The sequence below is a fragment of the Sphingobacterium cavernae genome, from assembly GCF_008520265.1.
GTDB lineage: Bacteria > Bacteroidota > Bacteroidia > Sphingobacteriales > Sphingobacteriaceae > Sphingobacterium > Sphingobacterium cavernae.
This window is the reverse complement of the sequence record NZ_VIQM01000043.1, coordinates 13562-34449: the sequence shown is the minus strand read 5'-3', so window position 1 is coordinate 34449 and position 20888 is coordinate 13562. Positions and strand designations below refer to the sequence as shown.

The following is a 20888-nucleotide window of genomic DNA, read 5'->3' as shown; positions in this document are numbered from 1 at the left end:
ATGAAGTTAAAAGAGTTGTTACACGCTATTCCTGTATTGCAGGTTTTTGGTTCACTGGATGTGGATGTGGATGCTATTGCTTTTGATTCCAGACAAGTGCAGCATGGAACTCTTTTCGTTGCGGTGAAAGGTGTGCATACTGATGGACATTTGTATATAGCCAAAGTCATAGAAAATAATGCTGCTGTTTTGGTAGTAGAGGAATTGCCAGAAGATATTAATGAGGAAGTAACTTACATTCAGGTTAGTGATAGTGCGTATGCTTTAGGAATTATCGCGGGTAATTTTTATGGAAATCCGTCCCAAGATTTAAAATTGGTAGGTGTTACAGGTACAAATGGTAAAACTACTGTTGCGACATTGTTATTCAACTTATTCAATCAATTGGGCTATCATGTAGGGCTGCTTTCAACGGTTGAAAATAGAATCGGTTCGACTATAATTCCAGCAACACATACGACTCCGGATCCGGTAGCATTGAATAAGCTTCTACGCCAAATGGTGGACGATGGTTGTGATTATTGTTTCATGGAAGTGAGTTCGCATGCGGTGATTCAGCAACGTATTGTGGGGTTGCGTTTCGCTGGTGGAATATTCACCAACATTACGCACGATCATTTGGATTTCCATGGCACATTTGACAATTACATCAAAGCGAAGAAAAAATTCTTTGATGATTTGGATGGTTATGCTTTTGCATTGACGAATTTCGATGATAGAAACGGGAATATCATGCTTCAAAATACGTTTGCACATCGTAAATCTTACGGGTTGCAAAATATGGCCGATTTTAAAGCTAAAGTCTTGGAATCGCACTTTGATGGGATGTTGCTGCAAATTGACTCCCATGATTTGTGGGTGAAGTTAGTTGGCGGATTCAACGCATACAATTTATTAGCTGTCTATGCTGCTGCAATTCTTTTGGAACAAGAAACCTCAAAGGTTTTGGTGGCGCTAAGCGAAATCTCGGGAGCGGAAGGAAGATTTGAGACTGTGCGTTCGACAAATGGTGTAGTTGGGATTGTGGATTATGCGCATACACCAGATGCAGTAGAAAATGTGTTAGAAACGATTAAAGACTTGCGCAATGTAGGTCAACAAATCATTACAGTATTAGGTTGTGGTGGAGATCGTGACAAAACTAAGAGACCAGAAATGGCAAAAGTGGCATTGAAATACAGTGATAAGTTGATTATCACTTCAGACAATCCACGCACAGAAGATCCATTTCAAATTATCAAGGAAATGGAAGCTGGTGTTTCACCAGAAAAAAAGAAAAATACATTCAGCATAGCTGATCGTCGTGAAGCTATTCGTGCAGCAGTTCATTTGGCAAATCCAGGTGATATTGTACTTGTGGCGGGTAAGGGACACGAAAAATATCAAGAAATAAACGGTGTACGTCATCATTTTGATGATAGAGAAGAGTTAGAAAATACCTTTAACGAGCAATAAGAGAATCGATGTTATATTATTTATTTGATTGGCTACAAGAAAACTGGAAGATTCCTGGGTCGGGATTGTTTCAATACATTTCGTTTCGTACGGCGATAGCGGTTATTGTGTCGCTTATCATTACGACGGTTTTCGGTAGCCGATTGATCAATTTGTTGCACAAAAAACAAGTAGGTGAGACTATTCGTGATTTGGGATTAGAGGGCGAGAAAAAGAAGCAAGGTACACCTACAATGGGTGGTTTGATCATTATCGCAGGTATTTTGATTCCGACATTGTTGTTTGCTAAACTAGATAATATTTACATCATCATAATGGTGGTGACAACACTTTGGATGGGTGCGATTGGTTTTTTGGATGATTATATCAAAGTTTTTAAGAAAAATAAAGAAGGCTTAGCTGGTCGTTTTAAAGTAATTGGCCAAGTGGGGTTGGGGGTTTTGATCGCTATCACAATGTATTTCCATCCGGACATTGTCGTTCGTGAGCAAGTGATTAATCCTACTTCTGAGACTCCTGTAGAGGTGGTAATTAATCCCAATACAGGTGAGACGACTTACACGGAAAATGTAAAGTCTACAATGACAAACATTCCGTTTTATAAAGATAACGAATTTGATTATTCGAAAGTATTGCCAGTAATCGGTATCGATAATCCTTGGGCTACTTTCGCTTTATTTTTAATTGTTGTGGTATTTATTGTTACCGCGGTATCCAATGGTGCAAATATTACAGACGGGATAGATGGTCTTGCTACAGGAACTTCAGCTATTATCGGTATTACGTTGGCGATTTTGGCTTATGTATCGGGTAATATAATTTTCTCGGATTACTTGAATATCATGTATATACCAAATTCGGGAGAACTCGTGATTTTTGCTGGAGCTTTTGTTGGTGCGTGTACTGGATTTTTGTGGTATAATGCGTATCCAGCGCAAGTGTTTATGGGCGATACAGGTTCGTTAGCAATCGGTGGTATTATAGCGGCATTTGCGATTTTGATTCGTAAAGAATTGTTGATTCCGGTATTATGTGGTGTGTTTTTGATTGAAAATTTATCTGTGATAATGCAAGTTTCTTACTTTAAATACACGAAGAAAAGATTTGGTGAAGGCCGACGTATATTTTTAATGTCACCATTGCATCATCACTACCAAAAGAAGGGTTACCACGAAGCTAAAATTGTAACACGTTTTGTTATCGTGGGTGTAATCTTGGCGATTTTGACCATCGTAACTTTAAAAACAAGATAATATGGGAAATATTGCCAATACATATTATCCACAATCGGGACGCTTAGTTGTACTTGGAGCTGGCGAAAGTGGCGTGGGAGCAGCTATTCTAGGTAAGGAAAAAGGTTTTGATGTCTTTGTATCGGATATGGGAACGATAGCTGATTCTTACCAATCAAGTTTGGTCGAGGAAGGGATTGCGTTCGAATCGGGACAACACACGGAAGATTTGATTTTGAATGCAGCTGTTGTTGTCAAAAGTCCAGGTATTCCAGAAAAAGCACCATTGATTCAAAAGCTTCGTTCTTTGAATATTCCTGTAATCTCAGAAATTGAATTTGCAGCGCAATATACGGATGCAAAATTAATTTGTATTACGGGATCGAATGGCAAATCAACAACGACATTGCTAACACATTATATGTTACAAAAGGCAGGCTTAAATGTAGGCTTGGCTGGCAATATTGGAAAGAGTTTCGCACTGCAAGTTGCGCGTGAAACATTTGATACTTATGTTTTGGAAATTTCCAGCTTCATGTTGGATGACATGTATCATTTCCGCGCTGATATTGCTGTGATATTGAATATTACCCCCGATCATTTGGATCGGTATGATTACAAGATGGAGAATTATTCGAATTCAAAATTCAGAATGATTCAAAATCAACGTCCAGAAGACTATTTCATCTATTGCTTAGATGATGAGGAAACGGTAAAAGCATTGCCAAGATTTGAAATCACAGCACAGCAATTGCCGATGACACAAGAGCAAATAGTAGCCGTGGGAGCGTATTTGGACGAGAATAAAAATTTGAAAATTAACTTACCTAATAGAGACGAGTTCGAGATGAATATTGAAGAGTTATCATTACAAGGAAAGCACAATGTCTATAATAATATGGCATCTGGCTTAATCGCTAAAGTGCAAGAGTTACGCAACCAAAGCATGAAAGAGAGCATGGGGTCGTATGTGAACATTTCACATAGATTGGAGCATGTAGCGTTGATCGGTGGAGTTAACTATATCAATGATTCGAAAGCAACGAATGTGAACTCCGTTTGGTATGCATTGGAAAGTTTCTCGACAGACATCGTCTTGTTATTGGGAGGTGTAGATAAAGGAAATGATTACGATATGCTTCGTGATTTAGTAAAGCAAAAAGTAAAAGCAATAATCTGTATTGGTAAAGATACTTCACGTATTCACGATGCTTTTGAAGATGAAGTGGACGTGATTGTAAATAGTTCTTCGATGGAAGATGCTGTAATGATTGCTTCGCATATTGCATCTAAAGGTGATACAGTATTATTGTCTCCTGCATGTGCAAGCTTTGATTGGTTTAAAAATTACGAAGAAAGAGGCGATAAATTCAAAGAAGCTGTGATGGCATTGTAAATCTAGTTATGGAGCAAATCTTTTCAAAACTAAAAGGTGATAAATGGATTTGGATTATCGTGATAATCTTATCAGGATGGTCTTTGCTTGCTGTGTATAGTTCGGTGGGTACTTTGGCTTATAAAGAAGGCAAAGGAACAGAATTGTATCTGGTTAAGCACTTTTCCATTATTGCTATCGGTTTAGTTTTTATGTATTTGTCTCACAAATTGGATTACAGATGGTACGCTGGAATTTCGAAGATATTGATGGTCATTACCATACCCTTACTACTGTATACATTGATATTCGGTAGTTCAGTGAATGAAGCATCACGTTGGGTGACAATTCCGGTTATCAACCAGACATTTCAGACTTCCGATTTAGCAAAGTTGGCTTTGATTACATTCTTAGCACGCATGTTGTCGCGTAAGGCGCATGAAATTAAGGATTTGAAAAAGTCTTTTATCCCAATTATGGGAACTGTATGTGCGGTGTTTGTTTTGATTGCAATTGCGAATTTATCGACAGCGCTGATGTTATTTGGAACAAGTATTCTTTTGTTGGTAATAGGTCGTATTGATATAAAACAAATTGGTCTTGTTTGTCTTGGTGGTGGAGTTCTTTTGACATTGGTTATTCTATTAGGACCTCGTCGTGCAACTTATATAAGTCGTATAGAAGGATTCTTCAAAACAGAACAAGTAGACGGGAGAAATACAAGTATTCCCTTTCAAGAGGATAAAAATTTTCAAGCCAACAATGCAAAAATTGCGATAGCGACAGGCGGATTATTTGGAAAAGGTCCGGGTAATAGTATTCAACGTAACGTATTACCACATCCATATTCGGATTTTATTTTTGCTATAATCATTGAAGAGTATGGAGCGTTAGGAGGTTTTGTATTGTTGTTCTTGTACTTGGCACTGATGTATCGGGTGATTCGAATTGTGACGATGAGTCCACGTGCTTTTGGTGCTTTTTTGGCTGCCGGATTGGGTTTTAGTTTGACCATTCAGGCATTAGCAAATATGGCGGTAGCAGTAGGATTGGGGCCAGTAACAGGTGTTCCACTTCCATTGGTAAGTATGGGAGGTACCTCGATATTATTCACAAGTGTTGCATTAGGTATTATTCTTTCGGTAAGTAGAAGTATTGAAGAATTAAAAAATAAAGAAGAATTAGAAGAAGGAACGATTACTGGTCCAAAAACCGCTAGAAAAGTAGTTGTAGGAACAGTTTAGTTTTAAGAATATGGCGCATAAAGTAATCATAAGCGGAGGAGGAACTGGGGGACATATTTTCCCGGCAATTGCGATAGCGAATGCATTGCGTCGTGTGGAACCGAATATTGAAATATTGTTTGTAGGAGCGAATGGCAAGATGGAGATGGAGAAAGTGCCCGCGGCAGGTTATACAATTGTGGGATTAGATATTCAGGGATTCAATCGTTCATCACTTCTTAAAAATATATCCTTGCCTTTCAAGATGATTAGCAGTCTGTTGAAAGCAAGAAGAATTATCAAGGATTTCAAAGCAGATGTAGCGGTCGGTGTGGGAGGTTATGCTTCGGGTCCATTGTTGATGATGGCAAACATGATGGGCTTGCCAACATTGATTCAAGAACAAAATTCTTTTGCGGGTAAGACTAATAAAAGTTTGGGCAGTAAAGCGAAGAAAGTTTGTGTAGCCTACGAAGGAATGGAGCAATTCTTTCCTGCGGAAAAAGTCTTGTTGACTGGAAATCCTATTCGTCGTACTTCGGTGGATATCGAAGGAAAAAAGGGAGAGGCTTTGGTTTCTTTCGGTTTGGAGGCTGGAAAGAAAACAATATTAGTAACGGGTGGAAGTCTAGGCGCTGGTACATTGAATGATTGTGTGAAACAAGCTTTTGAAAAATTCAAGGAAGCTGATGTACAAGTGATATGGCAATGTGGAAGCTATTATCATGAAGCATTGAATAAGGAAATTCAAGATTTACCTTACAATGTGAAAATGATGCCATTCTTACAACGTATGGATTATGCCTACGCCGCAGCAGATTTAATTATCGCTAGAGCTGGCGCAGGGACGATTTCGGAATTGTGTGTAGTGGGCAAGCCAGTGATTTTAGTTCCATCGCCAAATGTTGCAGAAGATCATCAAACTAAAAATGCAATGGCATTGTTTAATAAAAATGCCGCTTTGATGGTGAGAGATGTGGAAGCAAGAGAGAAATTAGTGAATGAAGCTTTGGCTTTATTACAAGATGAAAATAAAATGAACGACTTAGCGGAGAACATTAAGAAGCTTGCCTTGTTGGATGCGGACGATGTAATTGCTAATGAAGTGTTGAAAATAATAAAATAGACAAATGATAAATATTGATCAAATAAAGCAAGTTTATCTTATCGGTATCGGTGGTATTGGTATGAGTGGTTTGGCACGCTACTTCCAGCATTTGGGCTGTAAGGTTGTCGGCTACGACCGTACAGAAACTGATTTGACGCTTGCGCTTGTACAGGAAGGAATTGATGTCGTTTATCAAGATGATATCGCTTTAATTCCAGCTGAATTTGATCAACCTTCAGCTGAGACCTTGGTGATTTTTACGCCAGCTGTTCCGAAGGATTTGAAAATCAAAAACTATTTTATTGATAAAGGTTTCGAAATTTTTAAACGTTCTCAAGTTTTAGGATTTATCAGTGCTAGTCGTTTCACCATAGGTGTAGCAGGTACACATGGTAAAACTACTACGTCGACGATGATCGCACATATATTAAAAGATTCGGGCTATGACTGTTCAGCTTTCTTGGGTGGAATCAGTTCCAATTACAATACGAATGTGTTGTATGGTGACAACAATGTTGTGGTAGTAGAAGCGGATGAGTATGATCGTTCTTTCTTGACTTTACATCCTAATATCGCGGTTGTGACTTCTGCGGATGCGGATCACTTGGATATTTACGGTGATGAATCGCATTTGATTGATTCGTTCAAAATGTACTTGGATAGAGTGGTAGAAGGTGGTCATCGTATTGTGAAAAAGGGTTTGCCGTTTTCGGGTGATATTTCTTACTCGAAAGACGAGCAAGCGGATGCGCATGCGGAGCATATTGAAGTGATCGATGGCGAATTTCATTTTGATTATGTAAAAGGTGATTTGCGTATCTCAAATATCAAGATGGGTATTGCTGGTCTACACAATATTGAAAATGCTGTAGCGGCAATAACCGTAGCATTATTATTAGAAATTGATCAAGATAAAATTGTTGCTGCATTAGCAAATTTCAGCGGAGCTAAAAGACGTTTTGAATACATCGTGCGTCAGCAAAATGCGATATATATTGACGACTATGCGCATCACCCGGAGGAGTTAAGAGCATTTCTTTCTTCGTTGAAGAAGCTTTATCCTGCGAAAAAGATTACGGTCGTTTTCCAACCGCATTTGTTCTCGCGTACACGAGATTTTGTAGAAGGATTTGCTGAAGCGTTGGGTATGGCGGATGATTTATTGCTGATGGAAATTTATCCAGCACGTGAATTGCCAATCGAAGGCGTGACTTCTTCTTGGTTGTTAGAGAAAATTGATTTAGAAAACAAACGTGTATTAACTCCCAAGCAAGTTTTAGAATACGTTGAAAATGAGAAGCCAGAGCTCGTAGTGACGGTAGGAGCTGGTGATATTGACAGATTGGTAAGACCACTTAAAGCAATTATTGCGAAATAATTATGAAGAACATCAAATGGGGACTCGTATTCTATACTTTCCTAGGCGTTAGCGCCTTGGTGGGATTGGTAGTGCTCATGGGTATGATTAGTAATAAGGATAAGGCGCAGGTTTGCACAGCGTTGAAAGTAAATGTAGAAGGTAAGGAAACTTTTATCGATCAACATGATATTTCAAAGATGGTAAATAATCAATTTGGTGCTGTAATAGGTAAAGAATTGCAAACTATAAAATATGAAGATATAGAGCGTGCCATTGAGAAATTACCTTATGTGTCAAATGCTGAGATTCATACGGATATGGATGGTACAATCAATGTCAATGTACAGCAACGAGAAGTGATTCTCCGAGTGATAAACAAAGATGGGCGCGAATTTTATGTGGATACTAAAGGACATAAAATTCCTGTAACATTGAAATACGTGCCGCATGTTTTGGTTGCTAATGGCAAGATTAAGGAGAGTTATAATAAGCCTTTAGAACCAATTGAAACTAAAATGGTAAAGGATTTGGTTCAGATTGTGGAGCACGTAAAAGGAAATGATTTGTGGGAAAATCAAATTGTTCAGATTTATGTCAATGAACAAGATGATATCGAGTTAATTCCACGTGTAGGCAAAGAATTGTTGGTAATTGGATCAGCGGATTCTTTGGAATACAAACTCAGAAGATTGGAAATGTATTACAAAAATATATTGCCAAAAGTAGGAACGGAAGCGTACGCTAAAGTAAATGTGAAGTACGGCGGGCAAATTATCTGCGAGCGAAGAGAGGGGTGGTACATGGACAGCTTGCAGATGAAAATTAACATGAAAAATTAAAAAATACAGCATATGAAACCAAGAATTACAGACATTGAAAAAGAAAATCCGATCATCGTTGGTTTAGATATCGGTACGACAAAGATTTGTGTTACTGTAGGACGACGCAGTGGTACAAACAAAATTGAATTATTAGGCGTGGGTAAGGCAGAATCTGCCGGTGTGAATCGTGGTGTAGTAGCTAATATTCAAAAGACTGTATTTAGTATTCGTGAGGCCGTTTCTTCAGCAGAGGGACAGTCCAATGTGGATATTAAAGTAGTCAATGTGGGTATCGCGGGTCAGCATATCAAAAGTATTCAACATCGCGGAATATTAACCAAAAGCGATGATGATGAAATCAACCGTCTTGATGTAGAACGATTGATTTCGGATATGTACAAATTGGTTTTGCCTCCAGGGGAAGAAATTATTCATGTGTTGCCTCAGGAGTTTACGATTGACAATGAACCAGGTATCAAAGAACCAATAGGTATGGCTGGTCGTCGTATGGAAGCTAATTTCCATATCATTTCAGGTCGTGTTACTGATATCAAAAATATCAAGAAATGTGTAGATAATTCTGATTTAGAAGTGTCTTCATTGGTACTTGAGCCTCTTGCATCATCCGAAGCTGTATTGGATGAAGAAGAAAAAATGGCTGGTGTAGTTCTTGTTGATATAGGCGGTGGTACTACCGATGTGGCTATTTTCCACGAAGGTATTATCCGTCATACTGCTGTAATTCCTTTAGGTGGTAATATTGTAACAGAAGATATTCGTCAAGGTTGTGCTGTCCTTCGAAATCAAGCTGAGCAATTAAAAGTTAGATACGGTTCGGCTTTGGCTGATGAAAATAAAGAAAACGAAGTTATCTGCGTTCCAGGTATTCGTGGTCGTGACTCTAAAGAGATTTCTGTTAAAAATCTTGCTTATATTATTCAAGCGAGAATGGAAGAAATTATTGAGCACGTGTATTATGAAATCAAAGCTTCGGGTTACGAAGATAAATTAATCGCGGGCATCGTTATCACTGGTGGTGGTGCACAATTAAAACATTTGGTTCAATTGGTGGAATACATCACTGGAATCGATTGTCGTATTGGTTATCCAAATGAATATTTGGCAAAAACTGACATGCTAAATAAACAAACATTGGAGGAAATGAAATCCCCAATGTATGCAACAAGTATTGGGTTGTTGATCAAAGGAATTCAAACTGTCGAAGACGAGCAAAATATGGCTTCAGAGGAGCGTGAGCTTAAAAAACCACGCAAAGAGAAAGTTGGTGAAATCGCAGAAAAACAAAGTAAAAAAGAGAGTTGGTTTACTAAAATTATCTCAGAATTTATCAAGGATAATCAAGAAATAGACGACGAAACTTATATCGGAAAAAAATAACTTTTCCACACTGGATGGAGTTTTCCACAATTTAACAAATGTGGAAAACTCTTGTTAAGATTTTGGTATTATTACATTCGAATTGTTGAGTTTGGGTTAAATGTTAAGCTTGGCAGTTCTCTTATAAATAGGATATTATTATGTCGATACAATTTGAAATGTTAAAGGAACAATCATCTATAATCAAGGTTATAGGTGTTGGTGGTGGCGGTGGCAATGCCGTTAATCACATGTACAAGCAAGGGATTAGCGGAGTTGATTTTATAGTGTGTAATACAGATGCGCAAGCATTGGAATTAAGTCCTATTCCTAACAAAGTACAATTGGGAACGAGTCTAACTGAAGGTATGGGTGCTGGCGCTGATCCTGATGTAGGCGAAAATTCTGCTATCGAAAGTATTGATGATATCAAAAGAATGTTAGGTACTAACACTAAGATGCTTTTTATCACTGCCGGAATGGGTGGTGGTACAGGTACTGGTGCAAGTCCTGTCTTGGCTAAAGCGGCTAAGGAAATGGGAATCTTGACTGTAGCTATAATCACAACTCCTTTTACATTCGAAGGTAAAAAACGTCGTTCACAAGCGGAAGAAGGCTTAAATGAATTGCGTAAATATGTAGATTCTTACCTTGTAATTTCTAACGATAGATTACGTGAGATCTTCGGAAACTTGACAATGACAGCTGCTTTTGCTAAAGCAGATGATATATTGACTACGGCTGCAAAAGGTATCGCCGAAATCATTACTATTCCAGGTTATGTAAACGTCGATTTTAAAGATGTGCGCACTGTAATGAATGATAGTGGTGTCGCTATTATGGGTAACCATATTGCTTCTGGAGAGAATCGTGCTATTGAGGCTGTAACTGGAGCATTGGCTTCTCCATTATTGAAAGATAATGAAATCGAAGGCGCTCGTTATATCTTATTGAATATTACTTCTGGTAAAAAAGAAGTAACGATGGATGAGGTGGCAATTGTGACGGATTACATACAAGAAAAGGCAGGTTTAACAGCTGACTTAATTTGGGGTAACTGTATTGATGAGGCATTGGAAGATGACTTGTCTGTAACAATTATTGCTACAGGATTCCAGACGGCTGAAGAGCGCATGAAAGAAAAGGAAAACGAAAAAGTTGCTTTGCCTTTAACCCCAGAAACAGTTCACTCATTTATTAAACCTGTATCACAAAATCAATTTGCTGAAAAACCAGTAGCGCAATCTACTCCAGCATATGTAACTCCGGTGGTTACACCAGCCAATGTAGTTCAACCTGCAACAACGCCTCAAGCTGATCTTTTCAATCCGTTGAAAACAAATGTGTCGAATATTGCGGTGCAGCAAGAATCAAATGTAGTACGTCATACTTTAGATGTTCAAGATGATTTTACGGCAGAAGAAACTGTTGAGGATAACGGTGGTTTTGAGCTAAAAACTTCACCTTCTGTTTTTGAATTCAAGTTACCTACTGTTTTTGATGCTTACGAAGAAAAAGTAGATGAGCAAGTCGAGGAAGAAGTAAATAATATTGTAGAAACTAATCATGTTTCGAATATTGCACATACTACTGTAAAAGTAGAAGAGGAAGTAAATTTTGAAGATCAATTACTAAAAACTAAAGAGCGTATCTTACGTTTGAAAGAATTGAGTATGAAGTTGAAATCTTCAAATGGTTTACAAGAATTAGAAAATGAGCCTGCATACAAGAGAAAACAAAAATCTTTAGACGATGTGCCTCATTCTTCGGATTCACAAGTCTCACGTTTTACGTTATCATTCGATGATGGTGTTACGGAGATTCGTTCGAATAATTCATTCTTACACGACAATGTCGATTAAAATAAAGTAAAGTTATAAAGTAAAGGCTCAACAATTGTTGAGCCTTTACTATGTCTTAGCGAAATACATTCTATTTACTAGGTGTTTTGCGCATGTAGATTAAATAGTTCAATCAACTCGGGAATATTCGTTACCCCTAATTTTTCAAAAATACGGCTCTTGTAGGTGCTTACCGTCGAAGAGCTCAAATCCAATAGGTTTGATACTTCAAGGATGCCATGGCCCTCTATGAGGTGTTTAGCGACGTCCATTTCACGGTTAGATAATTTATTAAGAGGATTAGCCTTATCTATACTTGATTTGGTGCTTGTCAACTTTTGAATATATAGATTTCTTACAGCAGGAGACATATATTTCCCTCGTTCTTGAATACTTGTGATAGCGTTATTCAGTTCTTCCATCGCTGTATTCTTATTTAAATACCCTGCAGCGCCCGCTTCTATGTAGCGTAACGCATAAATATTTTCGTCATAAGATGAAAATACTAATATTTTTAAATCCGGTTGTAAATCCAATACCTCTTTAATGACGCTGATATTATTTCCTCCAGGCATGTTAATGTCCAAAAGGAGCAGATCAAAACGTTTGAAATTCAGGTGAGAGTACACCTCTTTAATAGTGGATGCATGCGTTATCTGTGCCTCCTTGAATGTTTCATTAATGGCTACAGCAGTACCAAATCGTACAATGCTGTGGTCATCTGCTATAAGGATACTATTCATGGTGATTTGGTGTGTTATTTTTCGATAATTAATATAAGAATATTTTTATTATTTTAAACTAATTATTCTATCAAGGATAATCTTTTAATTTTAAAAAACTGATGTGTATAATTGTGCTATCTAAATTAGAATTTTTATCTTATTTTTGTTTCATTAAAATAAAATTATTATGGGATTTATAAAAGAATTTAAGGAATTCGCTATGCGTGGTAACGTAATTGACCTAGCGGTCGGTGTTGTTATCGGCGGAGCGTTTGGCAAAATTGTCACATCTTTAGTGGATGATTTAATTATGCCAATTATTGGTGTCATTACAGGAGGCGTTGATTTCTCTGAGAAGGTATTAACGTTGAAAGAGGCTGTTTTGAATGCAGATGGTTCTATTTTGACTCCAGCTGTAACATTGAATTATGGCAATTTTATAAATGTTGTTATTCAGTTCTTGATAATTGCATTCTGTATTTTTGTGGTGATAAAAGCTTTAAATTCATTGAAGAAAAAAGAAGAAAAGCCAGCTGCTGCGCCTGCAGGGCCTTCTAATGAAGAAGTGTTACTTGCAGAAATTAGAGATTTGTTGAGAAATAAATAGTTTTTTCTGTTCCGAAAAAGGAGGAAAGTTCATAAGTGTATTGTGAACTTTTTTCTTTCATATACTTGTATATATTGAAATTATACAGTACTTTTGCATTCCTCTTAGGGGGTAATATTTGGTTAATAGAAAAAAATAATAAAGATAATAGAGCGTCATGAAAAGAACATTTCAGCCTTCGCAAAGAAAAAGAAGAAATAAGCACGGTTTTAGAGAGCGTATGAGCACAGCTAATGGTAGAAGAGTATTAGCGTCTCGTAGAGCAAAAGGTAGAAAACGTCTAACAGTTTCTGACGAATACCGTCATAAAGGCTAATTCTTTTTTTAGCGCCGGTGACTTTTACTGTGGCTATATTCCGGCCAAACTAGTCATCTGATGAGAAAAACATTTACCAAAGAAGAACGACTGTGTAGTAAGAGAAAAATTGATTCTCTTTTTCATAGGGGTTCTTCTTTTGTTGTTTACCCCTTTCGAGTTGTTTATTTAGTTAGTCCAGCTCAAGAGAACCTATATCCTGTTCAGGTAATTTTATCTGTTTCGAAACGTAGATTTAAGCATGCACATGACCGCAATCGTATTAAGCGATTAATACGCGAAGTATATCGTTTGCAAAAAAATGAGTTGTTGTACGAAGAAGTAAATAAACTCTCGTTAAATTTGGATATGGCAATTCAATATGTGGGCAAGGAAGAGTTGGGTTTTGAGTTGTTGTTTACAAAGATGAACAAAACACTTAAACAGTTGGTCGATGCAATTTCTGCTTAACATTTGGAATTTGATATTATGGTGTTTAAAGTACCTATTTTTATTTCTCATAAAAATATATCAGCTTTTCATTTCGCCTTTGCTGGGCGCCAATTGTAGGTATACACCTACTTGCTCACAATACGGCAAGGAAGCGATATTGAAGTACGGTCCTTTTAAAGGTGGTTGGCTAACAATAAAACGTATCGCAAGATGCAATCCTTGGGGCGGTCATGGACACGATCCTATTCCTTAATATTATTGGTTGAAGATGAGTACATATATTTTGCAAATTGATACGGCGACTGAAGTTTGTTCTGTTTCGCTCAGTCTTAATGGTCAGATTATAGATAAGTTTGATGCAGCGGAACCAAATTTGCATGCTTCAAAATTAACTATTTTTATTGACCAATTGTTGCAAAACACAAATCTGTCTTACCAAGATCTTTCCGCAATAGCGGTGAGTAAAGGTCCTGGTTCTTACACAGGTCTGCGTATTGGAGTTTCTACAGCCAAGGGACTGTGTTATGCATTGGATATTCCATTGTTAGCAGTGAATACTTTAGAAAGCATGTATATGAGTTATACTTCACTTCCGCAAGATAAGTTTGACCTATATATCCCGATGTTGGATGCTCGTCGTATGGAAGTGTACATGATGACTCTGGATGCACAAGGAAATCTGCTGAAAGAAACCGAAGCTGTGATTATTGATTCGGAAACATTTTCAGCTTACGCAGATAAGCAAATTTGTTTATTTGGTTCAGGCGCAGAAAAATTAAAAGCTACTTTTGAGGAATCATCTAATATTACCATTGATAGTAGTTACAAACATTCTTCTGCATATTTAGCGAAATCAGCTTTCGAGAAATTCAACAAACAAGATTTTGAAGATCTTATCTATTTCGAGCCTTATTATTTGAAAGAATTTATCGCTACGACACCGAAAGCAATTAAATTATAACCATTTCTTTCTTTTGAACCAGAGGTAAATAATAAGACTCAATACCAACATTGCCCCAAGTACAATGGGATAGCCATATTTCCAATGTAGCTCAGGCATAATATCGAAGTTCATACCGTAAACTCCAACTATAAACGTTAAGGGCATGAAAAATACGGAGATTATAGTTAAAATTCGCATAATTTCGTTGGTATGATTGGATTCAATATTGAAATAAATAGAGAGGAGCTGTGCTGTATTCTCTGAAGTATTACGATATAAGGTGCTGGTTCTAGAAAACAAATCCCTCAAATCTTGTGTATATACGTTTTTATATTCTGGCAAGTGAAAATAATCCACAATATCTTTATATAACACTAAAATTGACCGGATTACATCAATTTGGCGTTTGATATAATATAATTTCTTTAAGAATGGCTTGCGTTTTTGATGCAGGAAAACGATCTCTTCGTATTCATCTAATTTAGTCGACATATCACCTAATACCAATGTTTCAAATGATTTTAAGGCTTCTGAAAGTAAAGTATTGACCAAAGATTTACTGGAAGCAAGTACGCGACTTTTTGGGTCAAGTCTTTTGATGTTTTCAAGAAATGTGATGTTATTACGATGCGTAGTAATGACAAAATTGTTCCCATAAAATATCGAAATTCTATCGGTTATTTCTGTCAATGAATCTGAATCTTCTTCGAGTTTCGAACGTGTAGAACGAATAATTAAAAAGTGGTAATTGTCAAATTCTTCAATTTTGGGTAAGTGCCCTACTTCAAGACAATCTCTTATGGACTCGTCTCGAAGGTTGAATTTTTCTTTCAATTCTTTGAAATCTTCCAATGTAGGGTTGGTGATGTCAATCCATTCAAAGGGATGATTCTCTGGTGTTAGAATATGAACAATCATAAGCGTCGTTTATACTTTAAATTTAAAACAAAAAGGGATTTAATCTGCAAGATTAAATCCCTTTTTGTTTTTTATATGCTGTAGAGAAAGACTATTTCTTCTCAGCGCCTTTTTTGCTTGTATATTCTTTGTTCAAAGCTGCAACGACTTCTTTCGTAATGTCTAATTTTTCATCTGCATAGATTACAGCAGGATTAGTTTTAGAATACGTCAAAACGTATTGGTAACCGTTTTCTTTTGCATGCTTTGTTAAGTACTCCGTGATAGAATTGTAAACAGCAGTCATTTCAGATTGCTCGTCTTGAGCCAATGATGAGGATGCATTTTGGTTCAATTGTGCTAATTCTTGTTGTTTACGCGCTAATCTCTCTTCGGTTGCTTGACGCTCAGAAGCACTCATTGTAGCCGCTTTTTGCTCTGCTTCAGCCAATTCTCTTTGGAAAGCTTGACCTTTAGATTGTAAGTTTTCTTGTGCTTTTTTAGCTTTACCTTCTAGTTTCGCTTTCGCTTCTTTGAAGTATTCGTATTGAGCAGATAAAGTATCTGCATTTACATAAACTATTTTATCAGCTACTTTTGTTTCACCAGTTTTTGATGATGTACTATCATTTTTTGCAGAAGATGTATTTGATGTGTTTTGACCACAAGAAGCAGCACTTGCTACGATTGCGATTCCCAAAGTAACTTTAGATAAGTTTGATAAAAATTTATTCATTTGTTGTCTATTTTCAGTTTAAAGAACAAACCTACTATAAAAAAATTAAAATTCCATTTTTTGTTATTTTTTTCGAATTATTATCGTGATTTTCTATGGTTTTTACCTCGTGAATCTGTTGTTTAAGTCCTTAATTTTTATTAACTTTGAATGTTAATTTAATCAGATTTTTTTTAATTCATGAGCGAAGAAAAAAACAATCCTACAGCGTATTCAGCGGATAATATTCAGGTTTTAGAGGGTTTAGAAGCGGTACGTAAGCGCCCTTCAATGTATATCGGTGATACAGGACCTAAAGGTCTACATCATTTGGTGTACGAGGTAGTGGACAACTCTATTGACGAGGCTGTTGCTGGATATTGTGATGATATACTTGTTACTATACATGAGGATAATTCTATTTCCGTAGCTGATAATGGTCGTGGTATCCCGACAGGAATCAACAAAAAGGAAAATAAATCAGCTTTGGAGTTGGTTATGACGATTCTTCACGCAGGTGGTAAGTTTGACAAAGATACATATAAGGTTTCTGGCGGTTTGCACGGTGTAGGTGTATCTTGTGTGAATGCTTTATCTACACATTTGAAAGCTGAAGTACACCGCGAAGGCAAAATATTCAATCAAGAATACGAACGTGGTAAACCGATGTACGAGGTGAAGGAAGTAGGTGTTTCAGATAAAAATGGAACTATCGTTACGTTCAAGCCAGATCCAGAAATTTTTACACAGACTACAACATACAATTACGATACATTAGCGAATCGTCTTCGTGAATTGTCTTTCTTAAATAAGGGAATTACGCTTACATTGATTGACAAGCGTGAGCAAAATGAAGATGGTACAGATAAAAAGGATGTTTTCTTGTCAGAAGGTGGACTTCAAGAGTTTGTAAAATTCTTAGATGGTACACGTTCGGCTTTGATTCCAAATCCAATTTATTTGGAAGGTATCAAACAAGGTATTCCTGTAGAATTGTCTTTTCAATACAATGATACGTATTCAGAGAATGTGCATTCTTATGTGAATAATATCAATACCATTGAAGGAGGTACACACGTAGCAGGTTTCCGTAGAGGATTGACTCGTATTTTGAAAAAATACGCCGATGAGTCTGGGCTATTGAAAAATTCTAAGGTAGATGTTACGGGTGATGATTTCCGTGAGGGATTAACTGCTGTTATTTCGGTTAAAGTAGCGGAACCTCAATTTGAGGGGCAGACAAAAACTAAGTTAGGTAATACAGAGGTTTCGGGTGCGGTAGATGTTGCTGTGGGTGAGATTCTAGGTCAATATCTAGAAGAAAATCCAAGAGAAGCTAAAGCCATCGTACAAAAAGTAATCATTGCAGCGCAAGCGAGAGCAGCAGCGCGTAAAGCGCGTGAGCTTGTACAGCGTAAAACAGTGATGAGCGGTTCGGGATTGCCTGGTAAATTGGCTGACTGTGCGAGCAACGATCCTGCTTTATGTGAAATATTCTTTGTCGAGGGAGATTCAGCGGGTGGTACTGCGAAGCAAGGACGTGATCGTAATTATCAAGCGATTATGCCGTTGCGTGGTAAGATCTTGAACGTAGAGAAAGCGATGGAGCATAAAATCTATGAGAACGAAGAGATCAAAAATATGTTTACCGCTTTGGGTGTTTCTGTAGGTACAGAAGAAGATCCTAAAGCGTTGAATACGGCTAAACTTCGTTACCATAAAATTATAATCATGACGGATGCTGATGTCGATGGTAGTCACATTGCTACATTAATATTGACATTCTACTTCCGTTACATGCGTGAATTAATCGAAAGAGGATATATCTATATTGCAACTCCTCCTCTTTACTTAGTGAAAAAAGGTAAGGATTTCGAATATGCATGGACTGAAGATCAGCGTTTAGCAGCAATTCAACGTTTGAAAGGTGCTGGTAAAGAAGATTCTGTGAACGTACAACGTTACAAGGGTCTTGGTGAGATGAATGCAGATCAATTGTGGGATACGACAATGAATCCAGAGCACCGCACTTTAAGACAAGTAACTATAGAAAATGCAGCGGAATGTGACCGCGTATTTTCGATGTTGATGGGCGATGAGGTCGCTCCACGTCGTGAGTTTATTGAGAAAAATGCAAAATATGCGAAGATTGACGTCTAAGCATTAATAAGATAATATTAAGAGACCGATAATAACTTATCGGTCTTTTTTATTTTAATAAACTTTCTTTTGTGTTAATTATTTTTCCTATTTAAGGTTTTGTTTGTTAAATTTAGGCAGCCAATTTCCTCGGTATGATCACACGAATACTATTTTTCTTGCTTTTTTGCATGAAATTAAATGCTCAAACATTTGATGCTACACCTTTTCACGGAATGGGAAATACGGGAATTGCTTCAGAATCGATTTATAGCCTTACGAATTATCCAGCAGGAATTGGGAGTTTAACTGACGTGTATCTTGCTATAGCTTATCAACCTCATTTCATGACTAAGGAATTACGGACTCAAGCTGTGTACTTAGGATTACCAATTAAGAATGTAGGTGCTTTGGGGCTTAGTATGCGCAATTATGGTATTCAGAGTGTATCTTCATTTTTAACCGCTAATGTTTCGTAAGCGCGAAGTTTTGGAGGAATATTTTCAACTTAAGTTACTGCAAACTACCATCGTTATTATGTTGAAAATTACATTAATGACAATTCATTTTCTTTGGATCTTGGCGCACTAATTAGGATGAGTGAACAGGTCAATATTGGCTTTTTGTTTAGAAATACCACATTTTCAAAACTTAAAGACGATACAGAACAATATCTTCCTACTGAAATTGCAGCAGGTTTCTTGTATAAAATTTCAAGAGAAATTTCTGTAGCTGGGGATACCTACTATGAATTTGCAGATGGTTTTAATATTCGCGCGGGTTTGGAATATTCCATTGCAAATGTGGTAAGACTTCGAGCTGGCGTGGCATCAAATCCTATGCAATATTTTGGTGGAATTGGATTGCGATGGAATAAATTTCAGTTTGATGTTTCATCCTCGTTTCACATAAGGTTGGGTACATCACCACAATTTGCTTTAGCCTATGCTTTTTAAAATCTCTATAGGTCTTTTGTTTTTTTTGTTGCCATTGCATCACTGCTTTGCGCAAGAAAATGAAGGTGAGTTAGAGGAACTTCTATTAGAACAAATTTCTGAAGAGGTGGGTGAAAATGTGGATATCAGTGAAGTCTCTGAGCGGTTACACCATTTATTGCGGCATCCTTTGGATTTGAACGAGGTCACAGAATCCGAATTAACCAATTTGATTTTTCTTTCTCCACAACAAGTTGCCAAAATCATTGCACATCGTGAACAAAAAGGTGATTTATCAGCATCCTTGAACTACAAGGTGTTGTTGGACTTGATATGCAGACGATTCAGTGGCTCCGACAATTTGTAAAAGTAGATCAAAAGTCGTCTCTAAAAGATTTGTCATGGAAAGAAGTTCGGAAGGAGGATGAACACATGATTATGTTACGTTACGGTCGGACATTAGAAAGTCAGCAAGGTTATCACATTGAAGACGCTACGCGTTCGCGGTATTTGGACGACCCCAATGCATATTCCTTACGCTATCGCTGGAATTATCAGCAAAAATTGAAAATTGGAATCAACGCGGAAAAATATGCTGGTGAACCGTTCTTTGCTTTAAGCAGAAGAGGGGATTTGATTTTTATTACGGATATATCGAAATCAATCATGTGAGTAAAACGGTGAAGAAAGTGGTGGTTGGAGATTATGCTTTACAATTTGGACAAGGATTGCTGCTGTGGAATGGATTAAGTTTTGGTAAAGGGGCTTGGATTGGAGCTGTAGCCAAGCAAGGGATAGGATTACGCTCGTATTCTTCGATGAATGAAAACAATTTTCAACGTGGCATTGCTGCAAAGCTAAAGTTTAACAATATGGAATGAACTCCATTTGTAGCATATAATATGCTGAGTGGGAATGTAGAAGAATCAGACACGGCTTCTTATATACATACCATCAACAGCTCAGGATTACATCGTACACCTACCGAACAATCCTATCGAGATGCTATTGGTCAATTGGTTATAGGATCGGATTTCTCATATCAATATAAGCGGCTAAAAGTGGGTATAACTGGAGTCTATACGAATTTCAATGGAGAGATACTGCAAGCTAACGCTGTCAGAAATCAATTCGATTTTGAAGGTAAAGATTTGATTCAAGTTGGTGTTCACTACAAGTATAATTTCCGAAATGTCTATTTTTTTGGTGAAACAGCACATATTTAGGTTCTGGCTTTGCCACTATAAATGGACTTATCGCAAGTCTTCATCCTAAGGTTTCAGCGTTTGTTAATTACCGTAATTTTCGACGTAATTACCACAGCTTTTTTGCACAGACACTTTCGGAAAGTTCTAATGTCGCAAACGAAAAAGGCTTGTATACTGAT

At 37.2% G+C, this 20888-nt stretch carries 24 protein-coding genes; 21 read left to right on the top strand and 3 right to left on the bottom strand.

Going from position 1 to position 20888, the window contains the following annotated elements; genetic code table 11:
• The 9 genes from FLS47_RS09115 to ftsZ all read left to right on the top strand — a co-directional run bounded on the left by FLS47_RS09115 (window position 1) and on the right by ftsZ (window position 11813).
• A complete protein-coding gene (locus tag FLS47_RS09115) occupies window positions 1-1455 on the top strand; it encodes a UDP-N-acetylmuramoyl-L-alanyl-D-glutamate--2,6-diaminopimelate ligase (RefSeq protein ID WP_149914067.1) in 1455 nt (484 codons plus the stop codon).
• Between the two features lie 8 nt (window positions 1456-1463).
• Complete coding sequence (gene mraY / locus FLS47_RS09110) at window positions 1464-2708, top strand: phospho-N-acetylmuramoyl-pentapeptide-transferase (protein ID WP_149914066.1); 1245 nt, start codon at window positions 1464-1466, stop codon at window positions 2706-2708.
• Between the two features lies 1 nt (window position 2709).
• On the top strand, window positions 2710-4083 hold the full coding sequence (gene murD, locus FLS47_RS09105) for a UDP-N-acetylmuramoyl-L-alanine--D-glutamate ligase (RefSeq protein WP_149914065.1): 1374 nt from the start codon (window positions 2710-2712) through the stop codon (window positions 4081-4083).
• Window positions 4084-4091: 8 nt separating this feature from the next.
• Entirely contained in the window at window positions 4092-5306 is a 1215-nt protein-coding gene (locus FLS47_RS09100; RefSeq protein ID WP_149914064.1) for an FtsW/RodA/SpoVE family cell cycle protein, read from the top strand.
• A gap of 10 nt (window positions 5307-5316) precedes the next feature.
• On the top strand, window positions 5317-6411 hold the full coding sequence (gene murG, locus FLS47_RS09095) for an undecaprenyldiphospho-muramoylpentapeptide beta-N-acetylglucosaminyltransferase (RefSeq protein ID WP_149914063.1): 1095 nt from the start codon (window positions 5317-5319) through the stop codon (window positions 6409-6411).
• A gap of 7 nt (window positions 6412-6418) precedes the next feature.
• Window positions 6419-7771, top strand: a complete 1353-nt coding sequence (murC, locus tag FLS47_RS09090; protein WP_149914073.1) for a UDP-N-acetylmuramate--L-alanine ligase — start codon at window positions 6419-6421, stop codon at window positions 7769-7771.
• A gap of 2 nt (window positions 7772-7773) precedes the next feature.
• Entirely contained in the window at window positions 7774-8592 is an 819-nt protein-coding gene (locus tag FLS47_RS09085; protein ID WP_223225201.1) for an FtsQ-type POTRA domain-containing protein, read from the top strand.
• A 12-nt stretch (window positions 8593-8604) separates the two neighbouring features.
• The gene (ftsA, locus tag FLS47_RS09080; protein WP_149914061.1) at window positions 8605-9972 is read left to right on the top strand and encodes a cell division protein FtsA; all 1368 of its coding nucleotides are present in this window, start codon (window positions 8605-8607) and stop codon (window positions 9970-9972) included.
• 140 nt (window positions 9973-10112) lie between these two features.
• A complete protein-coding gene (gene ftsZ / locus FLS47_RS09075) occupies window positions 10113-11813 on the top strand; it encodes a cell division protein FtsZ (RefSeq protein ID WP_149914060.1) in 1701 nt (566 codons plus the stop codon).
• A 77-nt stretch (window positions 11814-11890) separates the two neighbouring features.
• Here the strand turns inward: ftsZ and FLS47_RS09070 are convergent, their stop codons facing one another.
• Window positions 11891-12535: a response regulator transcription factor gene (locus tag FLS47_RS09070; RefSeq protein ID WP_149914059.1), complete on the bottom strand. Its 645-nt coding sequence runs from the start codon at window positions 12533-12535 to the stop codon at window positions 11891-11893.
• Window positions 12536-12704: 169 nt separating this feature from the next.
• Here FLS47_RS09070 and mscL point away from each other — a divergent pair, with 169 nt between their 5' ends.
• The 5 genes from mscL to tsaB all read left to right on the top strand — a co-directional run bounded on the left by mscL (window position 12705) and on the right by tsaB (window position 14833).
• Window positions 12705-13124: a large-conductance mechanosensitive channel protein MscL gene (gene mscL, locus FLS47_RS09065; protein WP_149914058.1), complete on the top strand. Its 420-nt coding sequence runs from the start codon at window positions 12705-12707 to the stop codon at window positions 13122-13124.
• A gap of 157 nt (window positions 13125-13281) precedes the next feature.
• A complete protein-coding gene (rpmH, locus tag FLS47_RS09060; RefSeq protein WP_003002285.1) occupies window positions 13282-13440 on the top strand; it encodes a 50S ribosomal protein L34 in 159 nt (52 codons plus the stop codon).
• Window positions 13441-13500: 60 nt separating this feature from the next.
• The gene (rnpA, locus tag FLS47_RS09055) at window positions 13501-13890 is read left to right on the top strand and encodes a ribonuclease P protein component (RefSeq protein ID WP_223225200.1); all 390 of its coding nucleotides are present in this window, start codon (window positions 13501-13503) and stop codon (window positions 13888-13890) included.
• On the top strand, window positions 13874-14125 hold the full coding sequence (gene yidD / locus FLS47_RS09050; RefSeq protein ID WP_149914056.1) for a membrane protein insertion efficiency factor YidD: 252 nt from the start codon (window positions 13874-13876) through the stop codon (window positions 14123-14125). The genes rnpA and yidD overlap by 17 nt, the downstream gene beginning before the upstream one ends.
• Before the next feature lie 15 nt (window positions 14126-14140).
• Window positions 14141-14833: a tRNA (adenosine(37)-N6)-threonylcarbamoyltransferase complex dimerization subunit type 1 TsaB gene (gene tsaB / locus FLS47_RS09045; protein ID WP_149914055.1), complete on the top strand. Its 693-nt coding sequence runs from the start codon at window positions 14141-14143 to the stop codon at window positions 14831-14833.
• Here the strand turns inward: tsaB and FLS47_RS09040 are convergent.
• On the bottom strand, window positions 14828-15733 hold the full coding sequence (locus FLS47_RS09040; RefSeq protein ID WP_149914054.1) for a magnesium transporter CorA family protein: 906 nt from the start codon (window positions 15731-15733) through the stop codon (window positions 14828-14830). The genes tsaB and FLS47_RS09040 overlap by 6 nt on opposite strands.
• Before the next feature lie 91 nt (window positions 15734-15824).
• Window positions 15825-16448 (bottom strand): OmpH family outer membrane protein, encoded by a 624-nt coding sequence (locus tag FLS47_RS09035; RefSeq protein ID WP_149914053.1) that lies wholly within the window; start codon window positions 16446-16448, stop codon window positions 15825-15827.
• A gap of 180 nt (window positions 16449-16628) precedes the next feature.
• Here FLS47_RS09035 and gyrB point away from each other — a divergent pair, with 180 nt between their 5' ends.
• From gyrB to FLS47_RS09000, 7 genes are all read left to right on the top strand, one after another.
• The gene (gene gyrB / locus FLS47_RS09030) at window positions 16629-18587 is read left to right on the top strand and encodes a DNA topoisomerase (ATP-hydrolyzing) subunit B (RefSeq protein WP_149914052.1); all 1959 of its coding nucleotides are present in this window, start codon (window positions 16629-16631) and stop codon (window positions 18585-18587) included.
• A 170-nt stretch (window positions 18588-18757) separates the two neighbouring features.
• Window positions 18758-19045 carry a hypothetical protein gene (locus tag FLS47_RS09025; RefSeq protein ID WP_149914051.1) on the top strand — a complete coding sequence of 96 codons (288 nt, stop codon included), beginning with the start codon at window positions 18758-18760 and terminating at the stop codon, window positions 19043-19045.
• A gap of 117 nt (window positions 19046-19162) precedes the next feature.
• The gene (locus FLS47_RS09020) at window positions 19163-19522 is read left to right on the top strand and encodes a PorV/PorQ family protein (protein WP_149914050.1); all 360 of its coding nucleotides are present in this window, start codon (window positions 19163-19165) and stop codon (window positions 19520-19522) included.
• Window positions 19512-19868, top strand: coding sequence for a helix-hairpin-helix domain-containing protein (locus FLS47_RS09015; RefSeq protein WP_149914049.1), 357 nt, complete (start codon window positions 19512-19514; stop codon window positions 19866-19868). Before FLS47_RS09020 ends, FLS47_RS09015 begins: the two co-directional genes overlap by 11 nt.
• Entirely contained in the window at window positions 19835-20173 is a 339-nt protein-coding gene (locus FLS47_RS09010; RefSeq protein WP_149914048.1) for a hypothetical protein, read from the top strand. The genes FLS47_RS09015 and FLS47_RS09010 overlap by 34 nt, the downstream gene beginning before the upstream one ends.
• The gene (locus FLS47_RS09005; RefSeq protein WP_149914047.1) at window positions 20170-20382 is read left to right on the top strand and encodes a hypothetical protein; all 213 of its coding nucleotides are present in this window, start codon (window positions 20170-20172) and stop codon (window positions 20380-20382) included. Before FLS47_RS09010 ends, FLS47_RS09005 begins: the two co-directional genes overlap by 4 nt.
• Before the next feature lie 21 nt (window positions 20383-20403).
• On the top strand, window positions 20404-20727 hold the full coding sequence (locus FLS47_RS09000; protein WP_149914046.1) for a hypothetical protein: 324 nt from the start codon (window positions 20404-20406) through the stop codon (window positions 20725-20727).
• The last annotated feature ends 161 nt before the right edge of the window (window positions 20728-20888 follow it).

What these genes read in the sequence shown, in the direction of transcription:
- FLS47_RS09115 (WP_149914067.1), top strand. Translation starts at nt 1, where the DNA reads ATGAAGTTAAAAGAGTTGTTACACGCTATTCCTGTATTGCAGGTTTTT.
- mraY (WP_149914066.1), top strand. Translation starts at nt 1,464, where the DNA reads ATGTTATATTATTTATTTGATTGGCTACAAGAAAACTGGAAGATTCCT.
- murD (WP_149914065.1), top strand. Translation starts at nt 2,710, where the DNA reads ATGGGAAATATTGCCAATACATATTATCCACAATCGGGACGCTTAGTT.
- FLS47_RS09100 (WP_149914064.1), top strand. Translation starts at nt 4,092, where the DNA reads ATGGAGCAAATCTTTTCAAAACTAAAAGGTGATAAATGGATTTGGATT.
- murG (WP_149914063.1), top strand. Translation starts at nt 5,317, where the DNA reads ATGGCGCATAAAGTAATCATAAGCGGAGGAGGAACTGGGGGACATATT.
- FLS47_RS09085 (WP_223225201.1), top strand. Translation starts at nt 7,774, where the DNA reads ATGAAGAACATCAAATGGGGACTCGTATTCTATACTTTCCTAGGCGTT.
- ftsA (WP_149914061.1), top strand. Translation starts at nt 8,605, where the DNA reads ATGAAACCAAGAATTACAGACATTGAAAAAGAAAATCCGATCATCGTT.
- ftsZ (WP_149914060.1), top strand. Translation starts at nt 10,113, where the DNA reads ATGTCGATACAATTTGAAATGTTAAAGGAACAATCATCTATAATCAAG.
- FLS47_RS09070 (WP_149914059.1), bottom strand. Translation starts at nt 12,535, where the DNA reads ATGAATAGTATCCTTATAGCAGATGACCACAGCATTGTACGATTTGGT.
- mscL (WP_149914058.1), top strand. Translation starts at nt 12,705, where the DNA reads ATGGGATTTATAAAAGAATTTAAGGAATTCGCTATGCGTGGTAACGTA.
- rpmH (WP_003002285.1), top strand. Translation starts at nt 13,282, where the DNA reads ATGAAAAGAACATTTCAGCCTTCGCAAAGAAAAAGAAGAAATAAGCAC.
- rnpA (WP_223225200.1), top strand. Translation starts at nt 13,501, where the DNA reads ATGAGAAAAACATTTACCAAAGAAGAACGACTGTGTAGTAAGAGAAAA.
- yidD (WP_149914056.1), top strand. Translation starts at nt 13,874, where the DNA reads ATGCAATTTCTGCTTAACATTTGGAATTTGATATTATGGTGTTTAAAG.
- tsaB (WP_149914055.1), top strand. Translation starts at nt 14,141, where the DNA reads ATGAGTACATATATTTTGCAAATTGATACGGCGACTGAAGTTTGTTCT.
- FLS47_RS09040 (WP_149914054.1), bottom strand. Translation starts at nt 15,733, where the DNA reads ATGATTGTTCATATTCTAACACCAGAGAATCATCCCTTTGAATGGATT.
- FLS47_RS09035 (WP_149914053.1), bottom strand. Translation starts at nt 16,448, where the DNA reads ATGAATAAATTTTTATCAAACTTATCTAAAGTTACTTTGGGAATCGCA.
- gyrB (WP_149914052.1), top strand. Translation starts at nt 16,629, where the DNA reads ATGAGCGAAGAAAAAAACAATCCTACAGCGTATTCAGCGGATAATATT.
- FLS47_RS09025 (WP_149914051.1), top strand. Translation starts at nt 18,758, where the DNA reads ATGAAATTAAATGCTCAAACATTTGATGCTACACCTTTTCACGGAATG.
- FLS47_RS09020 (WP_149914050.1), top strand. Translation starts at nt 19,163, where the DNA reads ATGAGTGAACAGGTCAATATTGGCTTTTTGTTTAGAAATACCACATTT.
- FLS47_RS09015 (WP_149914049.1), top strand. Translation starts at nt 19,512, where the DNA reads ATGCTTTTTAAAATCTCTATAGGTCTTTTGTTTTTTTTGTTGCCATTG.
- FLS47_RS09010 (WP_149914048.1), top strand. Translation starts at nt 19,835, where the DNA reads ATGCAGACGATTCAGTGGCTCCGACAATTTGTAAAAGTAGATCAAAAG.
- FLS47_RS09000 (WP_149914046.1), top strand. Translation starts at nt 20,404, where the DNA reads ATGCTGAGTGGGAATGTAGAAGAATCAGACACGGCTTCTTATATACAT.